The organism is Corynebacterium mycetoides, assembly GCF_900103625.1.
In the GTDB taxonomy this organism is placed as follows: domain Bacteria; phylum Actinomycetota; class Actinomycetes; order Mycobacteriales; family Mycobacteriaceae; genus Corynebacterium; species Corynebacterium mycetoides.
The window spans coordinates 2,071,886-2,088,135 of record NZ_LT629700.1 but is presented as its reverse complement, the minus strand read 5'-3'; the positions used below and the strand labels follow the sequence as shown (position 1 = coordinate 2,088,135).

13 protein-coding genes are annotated in these 16,250 nt (G+C 68.1%); 10 read left to right on the top strand and 3 right to left on the bottom strand.

Annotated elements, in window-relative coordinates; translation table 11 throughout:
- Positions 1-14: 14 nt before the first annotated feature.
- From gltB to glnA, 3 genes are read left to right on the top strand one after another with little or no spacing between them, the layout of a single operon-like run.
- Complete coding sequence (gene gltB / locus BLS40_RS10075) at positions 15-4,559, top strand: glutamate synthase large subunit (RefSeq protein ID WP_092152271.1); 4,545 nt, start codon at positions 15-17, stop codon at positions 4,557-4,559.
- Positions 4,559-6,091 carry a glutamate synthase subunit beta gene (locus BLS40_RS10070; protein WP_092151774.1) on the top strand — a complete coding sequence of 511 codons (1,533 nt, stop codon included), beginning with the start codon at positions 4,559-4,561 and terminating at the stop codon, positions 6,089-6,091. The genes gltB and BLS40_RS10070 overlap by 1 nt, the downstream gene beginning before the upstream one ends.
- 44 nt (positions 6,092-6,135) lie before the next feature.
- Positions 6,136-7,572, top strand: coding sequence for a type I glutamate--ammonia ligase (gene glnA, locus BLS40_RS10065; RefSeq protein ID WP_092151773.1), 1,437 nt, complete (start codon positions 6,136-6,138; stop codon positions 7,570-7,572).
- A gap of 210 nt (positions 7,573-7,782) precedes the next feature.
- Here the strand turns inward: glnA and BLS40_RS11020 are convergent, their stop codons facing one another.
- Positions 7,783-7,923, bottom strand: coding sequence for a hypothetical protein (locus BLS40_RS11020; RefSeq protein WP_157672475.1), 141 nt, complete (start codon positions 7,921-7,923; stop codon positions 7,783-7,785).
- A gap of 196 nt (positions 7,924-8,119) precedes the next feature.
- On the opposite strand from BLS40_RS11020, the gene BLS40_RS10060 reads away from it, so the two are divergent.
- From BLS40_RS10060 to BLS40_RS10045, 4 genes are read left to right on the top strand one after another with little or no spacing between them, the layout of a single operon-like run.
- Complete coding sequence (locus BLS40_RS10060; RefSeq protein WP_092151771.1) at positions 8,120-9,634, top strand: acyl-CoA carboxylase subunit beta; 1,515 nt, start codon at positions 8,120-8,122, stop codon at positions 9,632-9,634.
- A 36-nt stretch (positions 9,635-9,670) separates the two neighbouring features.
- The gene (locus tag BLS40_RS10055; protein ID WP_092151769.1) at positions 9,671-9,868 is read left to right on the top strand and encodes an acyl-CoA carboxylase subunit epsilon; all 198 of its coding nucleotides are present in this window, start codon (positions 9,671-9,673) and stop codon (positions 9,866-9,868) included.
- 1 nt (position 9,869) lies between these two features.
- Entirely contained in the window at positions 9,870-10,481 is a 612-nt protein-coding gene (locus BLS40_RS10050; RefSeq protein ID WP_092151767.1) for a Maf family protein, read from the top strand.
- 18 nt (positions 10,482-10,499) lie between these two features.
- Positions 10,500-10,904, top strand: a complete 405-nt coding sequence (locus BLS40_RS10045) for a DUF3151 domain-containing protein (RefSeq protein WP_092151765.1) — start codon at positions 10,500-10,502, stop codon at positions 10,902-10,904.
- Here the strand turns inward: BLS40_RS10045 and BLS40_RS10040 are convergent, their stop codons facing one another.
- Positions 10,905-11,969 (bottom strand): Cj0069 family protein, encoded by a 1,065-nt coding sequence (locus tag BLS40_RS10040; RefSeq protein ID WP_092151763.1) that lies wholly within the window; start codon positions 11,967-11,969, stop codon positions 10,905-10,907.
- A 193-nt stretch (positions 11,970-12,162) separates the two neighbouring features.
- Here BLS40_RS10040 and BLS40_RS10035 point away from each other — a divergent pair, with 193 nt between their 5' ends.
- From BLS40_RS10035 to BLS40_RS10025, 3 genes are all read left to right on the top strand, one after another.
- Positions 12,163-13,020: a sulfurtransferase gene (locus BLS40_RS10035; RefSeq protein ID WP_092151761.1), complete on the top strand. Its 858-nt coding sequence runs from the start codon at positions 12,163-12,165 to the stop codon at positions 13,018-13,020.
- A gap of 168 nt (positions 13,021-13,188) precedes the next feature.
- On the top strand, positions 13,189-14,949 hold the full coding sequence (locus BLS40_RS10030) for an acetyl/propionyl/methylcrotonyl-CoA carboxylase subunit alpha (protein ID WP_092151759.1): 1,761 nt from the start codon (positions 13,189-13,191) through the stop codon (positions 14,947-14,949).
- 21 nt (positions 14,950-14,970) lie between these two features.
- Positions 14,971-15,510, top strand: a complete 540-nt coding sequence (locus tag BLS40_RS10025) for a GNAT family N-acetyltransferase (RefSeq protein WP_092151757.1) — start codon at positions 14,971-14,973, stop codon at positions 15,508-15,510.
- Here BLS40_RS10025 and BLS40_RS10020 read toward each other — a convergent pair.
- Positions 15,466-16,155 carry a hypothetical protein gene (locus tag BLS40_RS10020; protein ID WP_092151756.1) on the bottom strand — a complete coding sequence of 230 codons (690 nt, stop codon included), beginning with the start codon at positions 16,153-16,155 and terminating at the stop codon, positions 15,466-15,468. The two genes, BLS40_RS10025 and BLS40_RS10020, sit on opposite strands and share 45 nt — an antisense overlap.
- Positions 16,156-16,250 lie beyond the last annotated feature (95 nt).

The following is a 16,250-nucleotide window of genomic DNA, read 5'->3' as shown; positions in this document are numbered from 1 at the left end:
GACCAGCATTGGGCCTGAACCCAGTCGGCCTGTATAACCCTGCACACGAGCATGACGCCTGCGGCGTCGGCTTCGTGGCGGACATGAAGGGGCGAGCCAGCCGCTCGATCGTCGAGCACGGTCTCGACGTCCTGAAAAACATCGATCACCGCGGCGCCGCCGGCGCGGAAGTGAACACCGGTGACGGCACCGGCATCATGATCAACATCCCTGATGCGTTCTACCGCGAGGTCACCACCCACCTCGGCTTTACCTTGCCGGAACCGGGACATTACGCCACCGGCATCGCGTTCCTGCCAACCTCCCGCATGGCCATGCTGGATGTGATGCGCGCCGTGGAAACCATTGCGGCAGAAGAAGGCGCAGAGCTCCTCGGCTGGCGCGACATCCCGGTGAACCCCGTGGGTGTCGGCAACATGGCGCTGGACGCAATGCCGTACTTCCTGCAGCCGTTCTTCGCCGCCCGGGGCGCATCGGGCATCGAGCTCGACCGCATCATGTGGTTCCTGCGCAAGCGCCTGACCCGCGAGCTCGGCGAGACCGACGGCCGCGACACGGTCTACTTCCCGTCGCTGTCCTCGCGCACGATCGTGTACAAGGGCATGCTCACGGCCTCCCAGCTGCCCACCTTCTACCCGGACCTGCGCGATGACCGCGTCGTCTCCGCCCTGGCGCTGGTCCACTCGCGGTTTTCCACCAACACGTTCCCGTCGTGGCCGCTCGCCCACCCGTACCGGCTCATCGCCCACAACGGCGAAATCAACACGGTCCGCGGTAACGAGAACTGGATGCGCGCACGCGAGGCGCTGATCAACTCCGAGGTCCTCGGCCCGCTGGAGCGCGTCCTGCCGATCTGCACCCCCGGCGCCTCCGACACCGCGCGCCTTGATGAGGCCCTCGAGCTGCTCACCCTCGGCGGGTACAGCCTGCCGCACGCCATGGCCATGCTCATCCCCCAGGCCTGGGAGCACAACCCAACGATCTCGGCCGAGCTGCGCGACTTCTATGCCTACCACTCTTGCATGATGGAGCCGTGGGACGGTCCGGCGGCCGTCGCGTTTACCGACTCCCGCTACATCGGAGCCCTGCTCGACCGCAACGGGCTGCGCCCGGGCCGCATCTGGGTCACCGACGACGACCTGGTCGTCATGGCCTCGGAGGCCGGCGTGGTGGATATCCCCGATGAGAAGATTGTCAAGCGCACCCGCGTGCGCCCGGGCCGCATGTTCCTGGTGGACATGGAAGAGGGCAGGATCGTCCCGGACGAGGAGATCAAGCACACCCTGGCCACGAGGGCCCCCTACGGCGAGTGGATCGAGCGCAACTTCACCCCGCTCGACCGCCTCCCGCAGACCCGCTACAACTACATGGCGCATGAGCGCGCCGTGCTGCGCCAGCGCGTCTTCGGCATCACGGAGGAAGACGTCGACCTCATCATCCGCCCGATGGCGCTGACCGGCGCCGAGGCCCTCGGCTCCATGGGCTCGGACACCCCGATCGCAGCGCTCTCGCAACGCCCGCGCCTGCTGTACGACTTCTTCGCCCAGCGCTTCGCCCAGGTGACCAACCCGCCGCTGGACTCCATCCGGGAAAAGCCGGTGACCTCGATGCACACGCTTCTCGGCGCGCAGTCGGACGTGCTCAACCCGGGCCCCGAGGCGGCGGCGCGCATCCAGCTGGATTCGCCCGTGATCGACAACCACGCCTTCACCACCCTGGTGCACGCCAACGAAAACGGACAGTTCCCCCACTTCCGTGCGCGCGTGATCTCCGGCCTGTACCCCAAGGCGCACCACGGCGCGGGGATGAAGGAGGCCATCGATCGGGTGCGCCGCGAGGTCTCCGAGGCCGTGCGCGACGGCATCAGCCTCATCGTGCTCACGGACCGCGACTCCGACGAGCGCTTCGCCCCCATCCCCTCCCTGCTGCTGACCTCCGCCGTGCACCAGCACATGGTCGCCGAGCGCACCCGCACCCGCGCCTCCCTCGTCGTGGAGTCCGGTGACGCCCGGGAGGTGCACCACCTGGCCATGCTCATCGCGTTCGGCGCGGACGCCATCAACCCCTACATGGCGTTCGAGACCATTGATGAGCTGCGGATGAAGGGCCAGCTCGGCGACCTCACGCTGGACGCGGCGTGCACCAACTACGTCCAGGCCGCCACCGCCGGCGTGCTCAAGGTCATGGCCAAGATGGGCATCGCCACCGTCGCCAGCTACCGCGGCGCGCGGTTGGCCGATATCACCGGCCTGAGCCAGGAGCTTCTCGACGCCTACTTCGGCGGCGAGCCCTCCCCCATCGGCGGCATCGGGCTTGCCGACGTCGCCGAGGACGTGGAGACGCGCCACCGCCACGCCTTCCTGCCGCGCCCCGAGGAGCAGGCGCACCGCGACTTGGAGATCGGCGGGGAGTACAAGTGGCGCCGCGAGGGCGAGTACCACCTGTTTAACCCGGAGACCATCTTCAAGCTGCAGCACGCCACGAAGTCGGGCCAGTACGAGATCTTCAAGGACTACACCCGGTCGGTGGACGAGCAGTCCGCCCGCCTGGCGACCCTGCGCGGCATGATGGAGTTCGCCCCCGACCGCCCCCCGATTCCGATCGAGGAGGTCGAGCCGGCGAGCGAGATTGTGAAGCGGTTCTCCACCGGCGCAATGTCGTACGGCTCCATCTCCGCCGAGGCCCATGAGGTGCTCGCCATCGCGATGAACCGCCTCGGCGGCAAGTCCAACTCCGGCGAGGGCGGCGAGGACGCGGCGCGTTTCGAGCGCGAGCCCAACGGCGACTGGAAGCGCTCCGCTATCAAGCAGGTGGCGTCCGGGCGCTTCGGCGTGACCAGCCACTACCTGTCCAACTGCACGGACATCCAAATCAAGATGGCCCAGGGCGCGAAACCTGGCGAGGGCGGCCAGCTGCCGCCGAACAAGGTCTACCCGTGGATCGCCGAGGTGCGCATCACCACCCCGGGCGTCGGCCTGATATCCCCGCCGCCGCACCACGACATCTACTCCATCGAGGACCTCTCCCAGCTCATCTTCGATCTCAAGTCGGTCAACCCGGACGCCCGGATCCACGTGAAGCTCGTGGCGGAGCAGGGCGTGGGCACCGTCGCGGCCGGCGTGTCCAAGGCGCACGCGGACGTCGTGCTCATCTCCGGCCACGACGGCGGCACCGGCGCCTCCCCCCTGACTAGCCTGAAGCACGCCGGCGGGCCGTGGGAGCTGGGCCTTGCCGAGGCCCAGCAGACCCTGCTGCTCAACGGGCTGCGCGACCGCATCACGGTGCAGGCAGACGGCCAGCTCAAGACCGGGCGCGACGTGATGGTCGCCGCGCTGCTCGGAGCCGAGGAGTACGGTTTCGCCACCGCCCCGCTCGTGGTGGAGGGCTGCGTCATGATGCGCGTCTGCCACCTGGACACCTGCCCCGTGGGCGTCGCCACGCAAAACCCCGACCTGCGCGCAAAGTTCACGGGCAAGGCCGAGCACGTGGTCAACTTCTTCATGTTCATCGCGGAGGAGATCCGCGAGTACCTGGCCGAGCTCGGTTTCCGCTCGCTGGACGAGGTCATCGGCCGCGCCGACCTGCTGCGCCAGCGCACGGACGCCGAGTTCGTGGAGCACAACCCGCGCGCCGCCCAGCTCGATCTCTCGCCGATCTTTGCCACCCCCCGGTCCGCGTTCTTCCCGGACCAGTCGCCGAAGTGCACGATCTCCCAGGACCACGGGCTTGACGATGTTCTCGACCGCGCGATCGTCGCCCACGCGGCGGCGGCCCTGGGCGGCGGCGCCGCCTCCGAGTCCTACCGCATCCGCAACACCGACCGCAGCGTCGGGGCGCTCGCGGGCGGGGTGGTCACGCGCGCCAGCGGCGCGGACGGACTGGAGGATTCCGCCCTCACCCTGAGGTTTACTGGCCAGGCCGGCAACTCCTTCGGGGCGTTCGTGCCGCACGGCATGACCCTCGACCTCGTCGGCGAGGCCAACGACTTCGTGGGCAAGGGGCTGTCCGGCGGGCGGATCATCGTGCGCCCCAACCCCGGCGCGCCGGAGCAGCTCGACCTGGGCGAGCCCGACATCATCGCCGGCAACGTCACCGGGTTCGGCGCAACGTCGGGCGAGCTGTTCATCGCGGGCTACGCAGGCGAGCGGTTCTGCGTGCGCAACTCGGGTGCCACCGCCGTCGTCCACGGCATCGGCAACCACGGCTGCGAGTACATGACCGGCGGGCGCGTCGTCGTCCTCGGCGAGATCGGCGGCAACTTCGCGGCCGGCATGTCCGGCGGGGTCGCCTACCTCGCGCCCGTGGAGGACACCGCCGCCCTGACCCGCAAGATCAACCCGGGCCAGGTCGATATCGCGGAGCTGGACGACCAGGACATCGACTTCCTCCGCGCCGTCTTCGCCGACCACACCCGCTACACCGGGGCGGAGCTGCCCTTCGCCCCGGAGGACATGATCAAGATCATGCCGCGCGACTACCGCAAAGTTCTCGACATCATCTCCCTCGCGCGCCGCTCCGGCCGCGACGAGGCTGAGGCAATTATGGAGGCAGTGAGCTAATGGCCGACCCACAAGGATTCATGCGCTACCCGCGCCAGGAGGCGCCCCACCGCCCGGTTCCGCTGCGCCTCATGGACTACCGCGAGGTGTACGAGCCGACCAGCGAGGAGCACGACAAGGCGCAGGCCACGCGCTGCATGGACTGCGGCGTGCCGTTCTGCCACGAGGGCTGCCCGCTGGGCAACATCATCCCGGAGTGGAACGACCTCGTGCGCCAGGGGCGCTGGCAGGAGGCCTACGACCGCCTCCACGCCACCAACAACTTCCCCGATTTCACGGGCCGGCTGTGCCCCGCCCCCTGCGAAGGCGCCTGCGTGCTCGGTATTAATGACGACGCTGTATCCATCAAGCACATCGAGCAGAAGATCGCCGACGTCGCCTTCGACAACGGATGGGTGCGTCCCGTCAAGGCCAGCTTCGACACCGGCCAGTCCGTGGCCGTGGTCGGCTCCGGCCCGGCGGGTCTCGCCGCCGCCCAGCAGCTCACCCGCGCGGGCCACCGGGTGACGGTGTTCGAGCGCGACGACCGCCTCGGCGGCCTCATGCGCTACGGCGTGCCGGAATACAAGATGGAAAAGAGCCGCATCGACCGCCGCATCGAGCAGATGGCCGCGGAAGGCACCGAGTTTAAGGTGAACGCCTCCCCGTCGGCCGTCGACCTGGCCGGCTTCGATGCCGTCGTGCTCGCCACCGGCACCCCGATCGCCCGCGACCTGCCTGTCGACGGCCGCGAGCTGGGCGGGATCCACCTCGCGATGGAGTTCCTCACCGCCGCGAACAGGTTCTGCGAGGGCGACACCGAGTCCCCGGCTATCGACGCCCGCGGCAAGAAGGTGGTCATCATCGGCGGCGGCGACACCGGCACCGACTGCTTCGGCACGGCGCTGCGCCAGGGCGCGGCCAGCGTCACGCAGTTCGACATCCGTGCGCGTGCGCCGAAGTTCCGCGGCGCGTCCACACCGTGGCCGATGTACCCGCTGCTCTACCGCACCGCCACGGCGCACGAGGAAGGAGAGTACGTGGTCACCGGCGACGAGTCCGCCGACGAGATCGCCAACCTCGGCTTGGCGCACCGCGGCACCGGGGACACGCTCGGCCAGCGCCTGTTTTCCGTCAACACGGTGAGCTTCCACGGCTCGGCGGGCACGGTGGAGTCGCTGCGCGGCAACGAGGTGCGCGTCGTCGACGGCCGCCGCACCCCCGTCAAGTACACCGACTTCGAGATGGACGCGGACCTCGTCCTCATCGCCTTGGGCTTCACCGGCGCGGACCCAAGCGGCCTCGCCGCCGAGCTGGGCGTGGTGCTCGACGAGCGCGGCCGGATGACCCGGGACGGCTCGTACCGGGCGCGGCGCAGCGTCGATACGGGCCCGAAGGTATACGTCGCCGGCGACAACGGGCGCGGGCAGTCGCTCATCGTGTGGGCCATCGCGGAGGGGCGCGCGGCCGCCGCCGCGGTGGACGCAGACCTCATGGGTGAGACCGCCCTGCCGGCCCCGGTTAAGCCGACCAAGGCGCCGCTCAGCATCTAAACGCATCCCAGCTAGCCCCAAACCCCAGAAGCAAGGAGACCCACATGTCTTTCACCACCACCGACGACGTCATCAAATTCATCAAGGATGAAGGGATCGAATTCCTCGACATCCGCTTCACCGACGTCCCCGGCACCGAGCACCACTTCACCCTGCCCGCATCCGCCTTCGACGCATCGGCCGCGGAGACCGGCCTAGCGTTCGACGGCTCCTCCATCCGCGGTTTCACCACCATCGACGAGTCGGACATGGTTCTTTTGCCGGACCCCGCCACCGCCTACCAGGACCCGTTCCGCAGCGTGCCCACACTGAACATGAAGTTCTTCGTGCACGACCCTTTCACGTACGAGCCGTTCACCCGCGACCCGCGCAACGTGGCCAAGAAGGCGGAGGAATACCTCGCCTCCACCGGCATCGCCGACTCCGCGTCCTTCGGCATGGAGGCCGAGTTCTTCATCTTTGACAAGGTGTCCTACGCCGCGGAGACGAACTCCTCGTTCTACCTCGTCGACTCGGACGAGGGATGGTGGAACCGCGGCAACGAGACGCTTATCTGCGGCTCCCCCAACCTGGGCAACCCCACCCGCCACAAGGGGGGCTACTTCCCCAACACCCCGGTGGACAAGACCCAGGAGGTCCGCGACGCGATCGTGCGCAACCTCCAGCTGGTCGGTTTCGATGTCGAGCGCTTCCACCACGAGGTTGCCTCCGGCGGGCAGAACGAGATCAACTACCGCTTCGACACCCTCCTGCGCGCCGCCGACGACCTGCAAACGTTCAAGTACATCGTGAAAAACACCTGCCACCAGTACGGCAAGGTGGCCACATTCATGCCGAAGCCGCTGGCGGGTGACAACGGTTCGGGCATGCACGCCCACCAGTCGCTGTGGAAGGGCGGCGAGCCGCTGTTCTACGACGAGTCCGGCTACGGCGGGCTCTCCGACATCGCCCGCTACTACATCGGCGGGCTGTTGCACCACGCGCCGGCCGTCCTGGCGTTTACCAACCCGACGCTGAACTCCTACCACCGCCTCGTGCCAGGGTTTGAGGCGCCGATCAACCTCGTGTACTCCCAGCGCAACCGCTCCGCCGCCATCCGCATCCCGATCACCGGGGCCAACCCGAAGGCCAAGCGCATCGAGTTCCGCGCGCCCGACCCCTCAGGCAACCCCTACCTGGGCCTGGCCGCGATGATGATGGCGGGGCTCGACGGCATCAAGAACCGCATTGAGCCGCACGTCCCGGTGGACAAGGACCTCTACGAGCTCCCGCCGGAGGAGGCGGCCGCGATCCCGCAGGCGCCCACCTCGTTGGAGGCCGTCATTGAGTCGCTGCGCCAGGACCACGAGTTCCTCACCGCCGGCGACGTGTTCCCGGAGGATCTCATCGCCACCTACATCAACTACAAGGTAACCAACGAGATCGCGCCGAACCGCCTGCGCCCGACGCCGCTCGAGTTCGAGATGTACTTCGACTGCTAACCAGCAGTGTCACGCGCAAACGCCCGGGAGGCCTCCCGGGCGTTTGTCCGTTCGCGTCCTAGAACTGGATGGAGTTGAGGAAATCCTCCAGCGCGGGGATGGTGGCCATGACGCCGTTCATGGTGAGCAGCGAGTACAGGCCGAAAGAGGACAGAGCGAGGCCGATCATGAGGGCTCCTTTGTGTGTCAGGTGTTTTACGGTCCGGTGCGTTAGATGAGGGAGTGGGCGAGCTGGTCGATGGCCGGGATGGCGTCCAGCAGGTTCACGCGCACACCGAGTGAGTACGCGCCGAAGGACGACAGGCCGAGGCCGATGGCGGCGGAGATCAGGGACAAAATAGACGTGATCAAGGCGAGGACACCTCCGAGAGAGTGACAAGTACAGGTGAGAAAAAGCCTAAGCGCAGCTTTCTCACAGCCGATGTTAATGCACCCGTGAGGTTCGCGCTCGTACTTTCGTGCGCAAATGTCCGCGAAACACAATGGCGTCGGCCACGATATATGTCAGTGGACGGTAACAAGCATGTGACAACTAGACTGGGGCGCCATGAGTTCATCGAAGCCGGATTTGACGACGACCGCGGGTCGCTTGACGGACCTGCGCAACCGCCTGGCCGAGGCCAAGGCGCCGGTCGGGCAGGAAAGCATTGAGCAGGTCCATGCCGCGGGCCGCTCCACCGCGCGCGAGCGCGTCGAGGCGCTCTTCGACACCGGCACCTTCGTGGAAACGGACGCCTTGGCGCGCCACCGCGTCGAGGCGTACAAGATGGACCGCAACAAGCCCGCCACCGACGGCGTGGTCACCGGTTACGGGCTTGTCGACGGCCGCCGGGTCTGCGTCTTCTCCCAGGATTCGACCATCTTCGACGGGGCGCTGGGCGAGGTGCACGCCGAGAAGATCCTGAAAATCTACGACCTGGCCACTAAGACCGGGGTCCCCCTGGTGGGGATCTACGATTCCACCGGCCCGCGCGTGGCGGAGGGCATTGTCACCGCTGCGATGCACGCGCGACTCCTGCGCGCCGCCACCACCGCCTCGGGCCTCATTCCGCAGATTGCGGTGGTGGTTGGGGAGACGTCGTCACTGGCGTCGATAAGCATGCCCCTGGCTGATGTGACGATCATGGTGGAGGGATCGACCCTGCACCTGACCGACCCGCAGATCGTCACCACGGTCTCCGGCACCGACGCGACCGCTGAGAGCCTGGGCGGTGCCGCCGTGCACACCACCGAGACGGGGCTGGCCCACCTGACCGCCGCCACGGACGAGGAGGCGGTGCAGCTCGTGCGCGACGTGGTGGGCTTTCTGCCCGCCAACAACCGCGCCGCCACCCCCATCGCGGAGGCGGCCGAGCCGGACGCTTCCGACCTGGACGCGTTCATGCCGGACGACGAGCACGCCACCTACGACGTGCGCGAGATCATTGCCGCCGTCACGGACGGGGACTTCCTCGAGCTGCGCGCGGCGTACGCCGACAACATCGTCACCGGCTTCGCCCGGATCGGCGGGCGCGCGGTCGGCATCGTGGCCAACCAGCCGTCGGTGCTGGCGGGGTGCCTGAGCAACGACGCCGCATACAAGGCCGCCCGCTTCATCCGCGCCTGCGACTCCTTCAACCTGCCGCTGGTGCTGTTCGTCGACTCCCCCGGATTCGTGCCCGCCGCTGACGAGGAGCACGCGGGCGTGGTCTCGGGTGCCGCGGCGCTGGCGTACGCCTTCGCGGAGGCGCAGGTGGGCACCCTCACCGTGGTGACCCGCAAGGCGCTCGGCCCCGCGTACGCACTGATGGGGCCCAAGGACCTGGGCGCCGACCTCGTCTTCGCGTGGCCCACCGCGCAGATCGCGCTTGCCGACGCCCCCACGGCCGCCGCCGCCCTCGGCGTCGACGCCGACGCGTACGCCGAGGCCAACCTCACCCCCTACGCCGCCACCGAGCGCGGCCTGGTGGACTCCGTGATCGAGCCCTCCACCACCCGCGCGAACGTCCTCGAGGGCCTGCGCCTGCTGGAGCGCAAGGTGGTCTACCCGCCCGCGAAGAAGCACGGCAACATCCCCCTCTAAAGACCCCCGTAAGACACCGGCAAGGAGACCGTTTCCATGGACATGACAGTAGTCAAAGGCAACCCCACCGACGACGAGGTGGCGGCGCTGACGATGGTGCTCGCGCAGCTGCAGGCGGAGGCGAAGGCCGACCGCGGGCCGGGCGACCTCAACTTGTGGGGACGGCCCGGCAAGCTGCGCCACAACGAGACAATCTTCAACCCCGGCGCGTTCAACAACGTCACCTACTTCTGACATGCGCCCTGACCTGCGCCCCGTCCGCCTCGTCCTGGCCTCCCAGTCGCCCTCGCGGCGGATGCTACTGAGCAACGGCGGGGTCAGCCCCGTCACGCACCCGGCGCACATCGACGAGGAGGCGCTGCTCGCCTCGTCGGACGGCGGCCCGGGCGATAAGGTCGCGGCTCTGGCCCGCGCGAAGGCCGAGGCCGTGGCCCCGCTCTACCCCGACGACGTGGTAGTCGGGTGCGACTCCATGCTGCTTCTCGACGACGTCCTGCAGGGCAAGCCCCACACCGTCGACGCCACGATCCAGCGCTGGCGCGCCCAGCGGGGCAAAAGCGCCCAGCTGCTTACCGGGCACGCGGTGACCTACGGTGGTGCCTGGGTGGTGGAGACCGTGGCAACGACCGTGCACTTCGGGGATGTCTCCGACGCCGACATCGAGGCCTACGCCCGCTCCGGGGAGCCGCTCGAATGCGCCGGCGCGTTCACGCTCGAAGCCCTGGGCAGCTGGTTCATCGACTCGATCGAGGGCGACCCCTCGAGTGTCATCGGCCTGTCCATGCCGCTGCTGCGCCGCGCGCTGTACTCCTTCGGGCTGGATGCGTCCCGGTTCTGGGGCGAGTAGCAGAGTAGCCTGGTAGGCATGAAGTTCGACGATATGCTCGCCCCGCCCCCGGTCCACCTGCCCGAGGATCCCGCCGCAGACCAAGACCTCCTCGCCCGCGACACCGCGCTCGCCCACCCCGACTCCCCCGCCGTGTGGGCTGCGCGCGCCCGCACCGAGCTTGCCGACGGCGACGTGCTCGTGGCCTACGCCTACGCGCGCACCGGCTACCACCGCAGCCTGGACCGCCTGCGTGCCAACGGGTGGAAGGGCTGGGGCCCGGTGCCCGCCAGCCACGCGCCCAACCGCTCCGTGCTTGAGGCGATCGCCATGCTCGCGCTGACCTCCAAGGCAATCGGCGACACCGCCGAATACGACCGGTGCCGCCAGATGCTTTCCGACGCGGACCCGGGCAGCGTCGACACGCTGCTCGATCAGGCCTGATTAAGCGGGCTGCTTCTCCTCGACGCGCTTGATGGCCTCCTCTGCCACCATCTCCTGGATGCCCATGTCCAGCTCGGAGGTGAAGCCGACGCAGGAGCAGTTGATCTCGCCGAGGACGTAGGTGTCCTCACCGGTGGCGTCGTCGTCGGCAAGCATGAAGTCGGCCGTCCAGATCAGCGGAATGTTGTCCCCGCCGAGGTTGTCGGCGATGACAGGGCGGGCGGCGGCGAACATGTCGATAAGCTCCTGCCACTCCTCCGGCTTGTTGTAGGTGTACTTTGCGCCGGAGAACAAGGTGGCGGAGAAGGCGTCGCCGCCCTCCGCGGGCTTCTTGTGCACCACGAACACGGGGTGGGGGCCGACGAGCAGGATGCGGATCTCGCCCTCGACGATGCGCGGCAGGAAGCGCATGTCCACGAGCATGCCGTTGTCCCCGACGATGTACTGGTCGCAGAAGTCCATGAACTCGCCCAGCTCGCGCTCCTCCGTGTGGTTGTCCACGGCCTCGGTGCACTTGAGCTTGGTGTCCAGCGGCAGGGCGGTGCCCGGCTCGACGGACGCGGCGAGCTCGGGGTCGGCCAGGCGCACGCGCCAGATGCCCGAGCCGGTGGAGCCGCGGTTCTGCTTGAGCACGCGCTCGCCGTAGGACAGGGACACCGGGAAGGCCTCGTGGAAGGACTCCACGTCGTAGTAGGCGGCGGTGTCGGACGGCACGAGGTCGGTGTCGTTGAGCTTGACCAGCGCGTCTTTGGCGCCGTAGGACACCATTTCCTCCGGGGTGGACATGCCCACCAGGCCGGCGTCGGACAGGCGCGACAGCAGCTCGAAGTAGCCCTTCTCCCCGCCCGGGACGTTGCCCGGGTTCACGCGCGAGATGTAGGCGTCGAAATTCTCGGAGACGTAACCGAACAGGTCCTCGCTCCACTCGGGGCGGAAGAACACCACCTCTGCGTGCCAGCCCTTGCCCTTGATGGCGCCCACGATGGGCATGGTGTCCTTGCGGTGTCCGTCGATGTATTTGTCGGATCCGCCTTCGACTTCGAAGACGGCGATTGCTTTATGCATGAGCGCACCTTTCTGCGGGTAACCGGGCACGGGTTGCGGCCGCGCATGCACGGCGTGCGGTGCAAAGTTTATGGGGCGCGGGCCCCCGCCGCTGGGCAAGTAGGCGTTTGCGTTACCTACGCCACAACAGGGGCCGTGGGGCGGCGCTGTAAGGTGGGAACACGTACGAACCGGCCCCAAGGAAAGGTAGCTCATGGGCGTCGAGCATGACCCGCATCCGCTGTTCCAGGAGTTCGCCAACCCGGAAAAGTTCGTCTCCGCCGCCTGGCTCTCCGCGCGGTTGGGGATAAACGGTCTCAAAATCGTGGAGTCGGACGGGGACGCCTTCCTCTACGACATCGGCCATATTCCCGGCGCGGTGCGCATCGGCTGGAACCGTGACTTGAACGATCCCGTCCGCCGCGACGTCATCGGCGGCGAAGCGTTCGCCGCGCTGATGCGCTCCCGCGGGATTTCCCGCGAGGACACGGTCGTCGTCTACGGCGATTCCGCGAACTGGTGGGCCGCCTACACCGCGTGGGTGTTCGAGCTCTTCGGCCACCCCGACGTGCGGCTTCTCGACGGCGGGCGCGACGCCTGGATGGGCGAGGAACGCGACACGTCGTTCGCCGTCCCGGTGCTCCCCGAGACCGACTACCCGGTGGTGGAGCGCGAGGACGCGGCGATCCGCACCTTCGTCGCCGCTGTCCGCGACCAGGCCCCCGCCCAGCTTATCGACGTCCGCGCGCCCGAGGACTACGCCGGGTGCGCCCCCGAGGGCCCGAGTTTGAGCCTGCGCCACGGCCACATCCCGGGCGCGGGAAACATCCCGTGGGGCAACGCGGTGCACCCGAACGCGCGGTTCAAGACCCGCGCGGAGATTGAGGAGGTCTACTCCGGCCTCGACCCGGCTAAACCCACCGTGACCTACTGCGACTTGGGCGCGGCTGCCGCGCACACGTGGTACATCCTGCGATACGTTCTCGGGTTCGAGCAGGCCTCGCTGTACGACGGGTCCTGGGCGGAGTGGGGCAACCTGGTGGGGGTTCCCATTGAGCGCTCGGCGGACTAACCTACGCTAAGGTAGGTTTGCTGCAGCTAAGTTTCCGGTCACCGAGGCGACCTGTAACATTGTCGCCCATGGTGCGGTTATAACGGGCTGTAAGCAGGTTGAAACCGAGTTGTGCCGACATTGTCGTAGTCGTAGTGTCGTAGTCGTAGTAAGGACGGAACCACAGTCGTGTCAAAGTTGAAGAAGGTGCTCATCGCCAACCGCGGTGAAATTGCCGTACGCGTCATCCGCGCCACCAAGGACGCGGGAATTGCCTCCGTGGCCGTCTATGCGGAACCGGACGCCGCCGCACCGTTCGTCGAGCTGGCGGACGAAGCCTTCGCACTCGGGGGTTCCAGCGCCGCCGAGTCTTACCTGGACATCGACAAAATCCTCAAGGCCGCCGCGGACTCCGGGGCGGACGCGATCCACCCCGGCTACGGCTTCCTCTCGGAAAACGCCGAGTTCGCCCGCCGCGTCATCGACGCCGGCCTGACGTGGATCGGCCCCTCGCCTGAGGCCATCGCCGCCCTCGGGGACAAGGTAACCGCCCGCCACATCGCCAAAGCGGCAAACGCGCCCATGGCCCCGGGCACGGAGGAGCCCGTCGCCGACGCCGACGAGGTGCTCGCGTTCGCCGACGAGCACGGCCTGCCCGTGGCCATCAAGGCCGCGTTCGGCGGCGGCGGCCGCGGCATGAAGGTCGCCCACACCCGCGAGGAGATCCCTGAGCTGTTCGAGTCCGCCACCCGCGAGGCAGTGGCCGCCTTCGGCCGCGGCGAGTGCTTCGTGGAGCGCTACCTGGACAAGGCGCGCCACGTCGAGGCCCAGGTCCTGGCGGACCAGCACGGCAACGTGATCGTCGTCGGCACGCGCGACTGCTCGCTGCAGCGCCGGTTCCAAAAGCTCGTCGAGGAGGCCCCCGCCCCCTTCCTCACGGACGAGCAGCGCGAGCGGATCCACTCCTCGGCGAAGGCGATCTGCCGCGAGGTGGGGTACTACGGAGCCGGCACCGTGGAGTACCTGGTCGGCTCGGACGGGCTGATCTCCTTCCTGGAAGTCAACACCCGCCTCCAGGTCGAACACCCCGTCACTGAGCTCACCGCGGGCATTGACCTGGTGCGCGAGCAGTTTCGCATCGCGGAGGGCGAGGTCCTGCGCCTGACGGAGGATCCGGCCCCCCGCGGCCACGCAATCGAGTTCCGCATTAACGGCGAGGACGCGGGCGCGAACTTCATGCCGGCGCCGGGCACCGTGACCGAGTACGCCGAGCCGACCGGGCCGGGCGTGCGTGTGGATTCCGGCGTGCGCGCCGGTTCCGTGGTCGGCGGGCAGTTCGACTCCATGCTGGCCAAGCTCATCGTCTACGGCGAGACCCGCGGGGAGGCGATCGAGCGCGCGAAGCGCGCCCTGTCGGAATACACCGTCTCCGGCCTGCCCACGGTGATCCCGTTCCACCAGTCGGTACTCAATGATCCCGCCTTCGTCGGCGGCGGGGAGTCCTTCAGCGTGTACACCCGCTGGATCGAAGAGGAATGGGGCGGCGAGATCCCGGCTTACGCCGATGCCGACACCGGCACCGACGAGGACGGAGGCCAGGAACCCACCCGCACGTTCGCGGTGGAGGTCAACGGACGCCGCATCGAGGTCGCTCTCCCCCACTCCCTCGTTCTGGGATCCGGGCCGCGTAGGAAGCCGAGGAAGCGCCGCTCCGCCGGCTCCAAGGTGGCCGCCTCCGGCGACGCCGTCGCCGCGCCCATGCAGGGCACCGTGATCAAGGTCCACGTGTCCGAGGGCGACGAGGTCTCCGAGGGAGACGTCGTGCTCGTCCTGGAGGCCATGAAGATGGAGAACCCCGTCAAGGCCCACAAGTCCGGCACCGTGACCGGCCTCGCCGCTGTGCAGGGCGCGCAGGTGAACAAGGGCGCCGTCCTCATGGAGCTTAAATAGCACCACGTTAGGGTGGAGTGCATGGAGTTCGCATTTCACCCCGCAACCGAGTCCGACCGGACGTACATCCGCCGCCTGAATTTCCTGACGGAGGTTTTCGGCGATGAAGGCCGAGCCCTCGGCGACGACGCTTTGGACGGCGTGGAAAATTACGTCGACAACTGGGACCCCGAGCGCGACGGCGGGATCATCGCCTTCGACGAGTTCCGCACACCCGCCGGCGGCGTCTGGCTGCGGTACTGGCAGTCCCCCGCCGAGGGCCACGCCTTCATTCGCCCCGACGTTCCCGAGCTGGCCATCGCGGTGGAGAACCGCTACGCCGGAAACGCGCTCGGCGAACAGCTCCTCCAGGCGGCGTGCGACCTGGCGCGCTCACACGGCGCGCGCCAGATCGCGTTGTGGGTCGACCCTGACAACCCGCGCGCCCGGCACCGCTACGAAAAGTTCGGGTTTACCGACGCGGACGCGGACAACGTCATGGTGCTCGCGCTCGAACCGGGCCATGGGGCTACCGGGCTACAACAGCCCGAGGTTCACCGCCGCGGCCGCTCCGATTCCTAACACCGCCAGCAGCGCCACGACGACCGCAATGATCGCGGCGCCGAATCCGCCGTTGGCTTTCTGCGGGACCACCTCCGCCGGTTCCGCCCTCACCGGTTCCACCTCTGCCGGTTCCACGTCGGCGACGGAGGTTTCCGGCGCGGAGGCGGGGCTCGAGGTGACGGGGCTCGAGGTGACGGGGCTCGAGGTAGCGGGCGCCGCGCGCAGCTGTGGTGCGACAGCAGCGTTGTACGAGCGCCAGCCGGTGTTGGAGGTGAACACCTGCAGCTCGCCCGAGGTCACGGCGACGAATCCGCGCCCGGGCGCCCACACGGGACCGCCTGAGTCGCCCCGGGCGCTGATCGGGCCGTCGTAGATAACGGTGCCACCGTCGATGTCGACTACGGCCCCGCAGGAGCGTTCCGTGCCGTCGTGGGACGACGCCCCATGGCAGCACAGCTGATCCCCGACCGTGAGTGCATCCACGGAAACGACGTTGTCCCCGACCACCACGTTGTCCCCGACCACCACGTTGTCGAACCACTCGATGTACCCGTAGTCGTCGGAGACGGGATCATTGTCTGTCGGAGCGTAGTCGTGGTCGGGGTGGAAACGTCCTATCGCCCGACCCGTGGCGTAGTTGGTCGCCGGGTTCCACAGGAACACCAGCCCGCCCTCCCTTCCGCACTGGGCGGCTGTGTAGCCAAGCCCCCCGTGAGTGAAACCGAGGGTGCATCCGCTGACCCCGGTTTCCTGTTCAA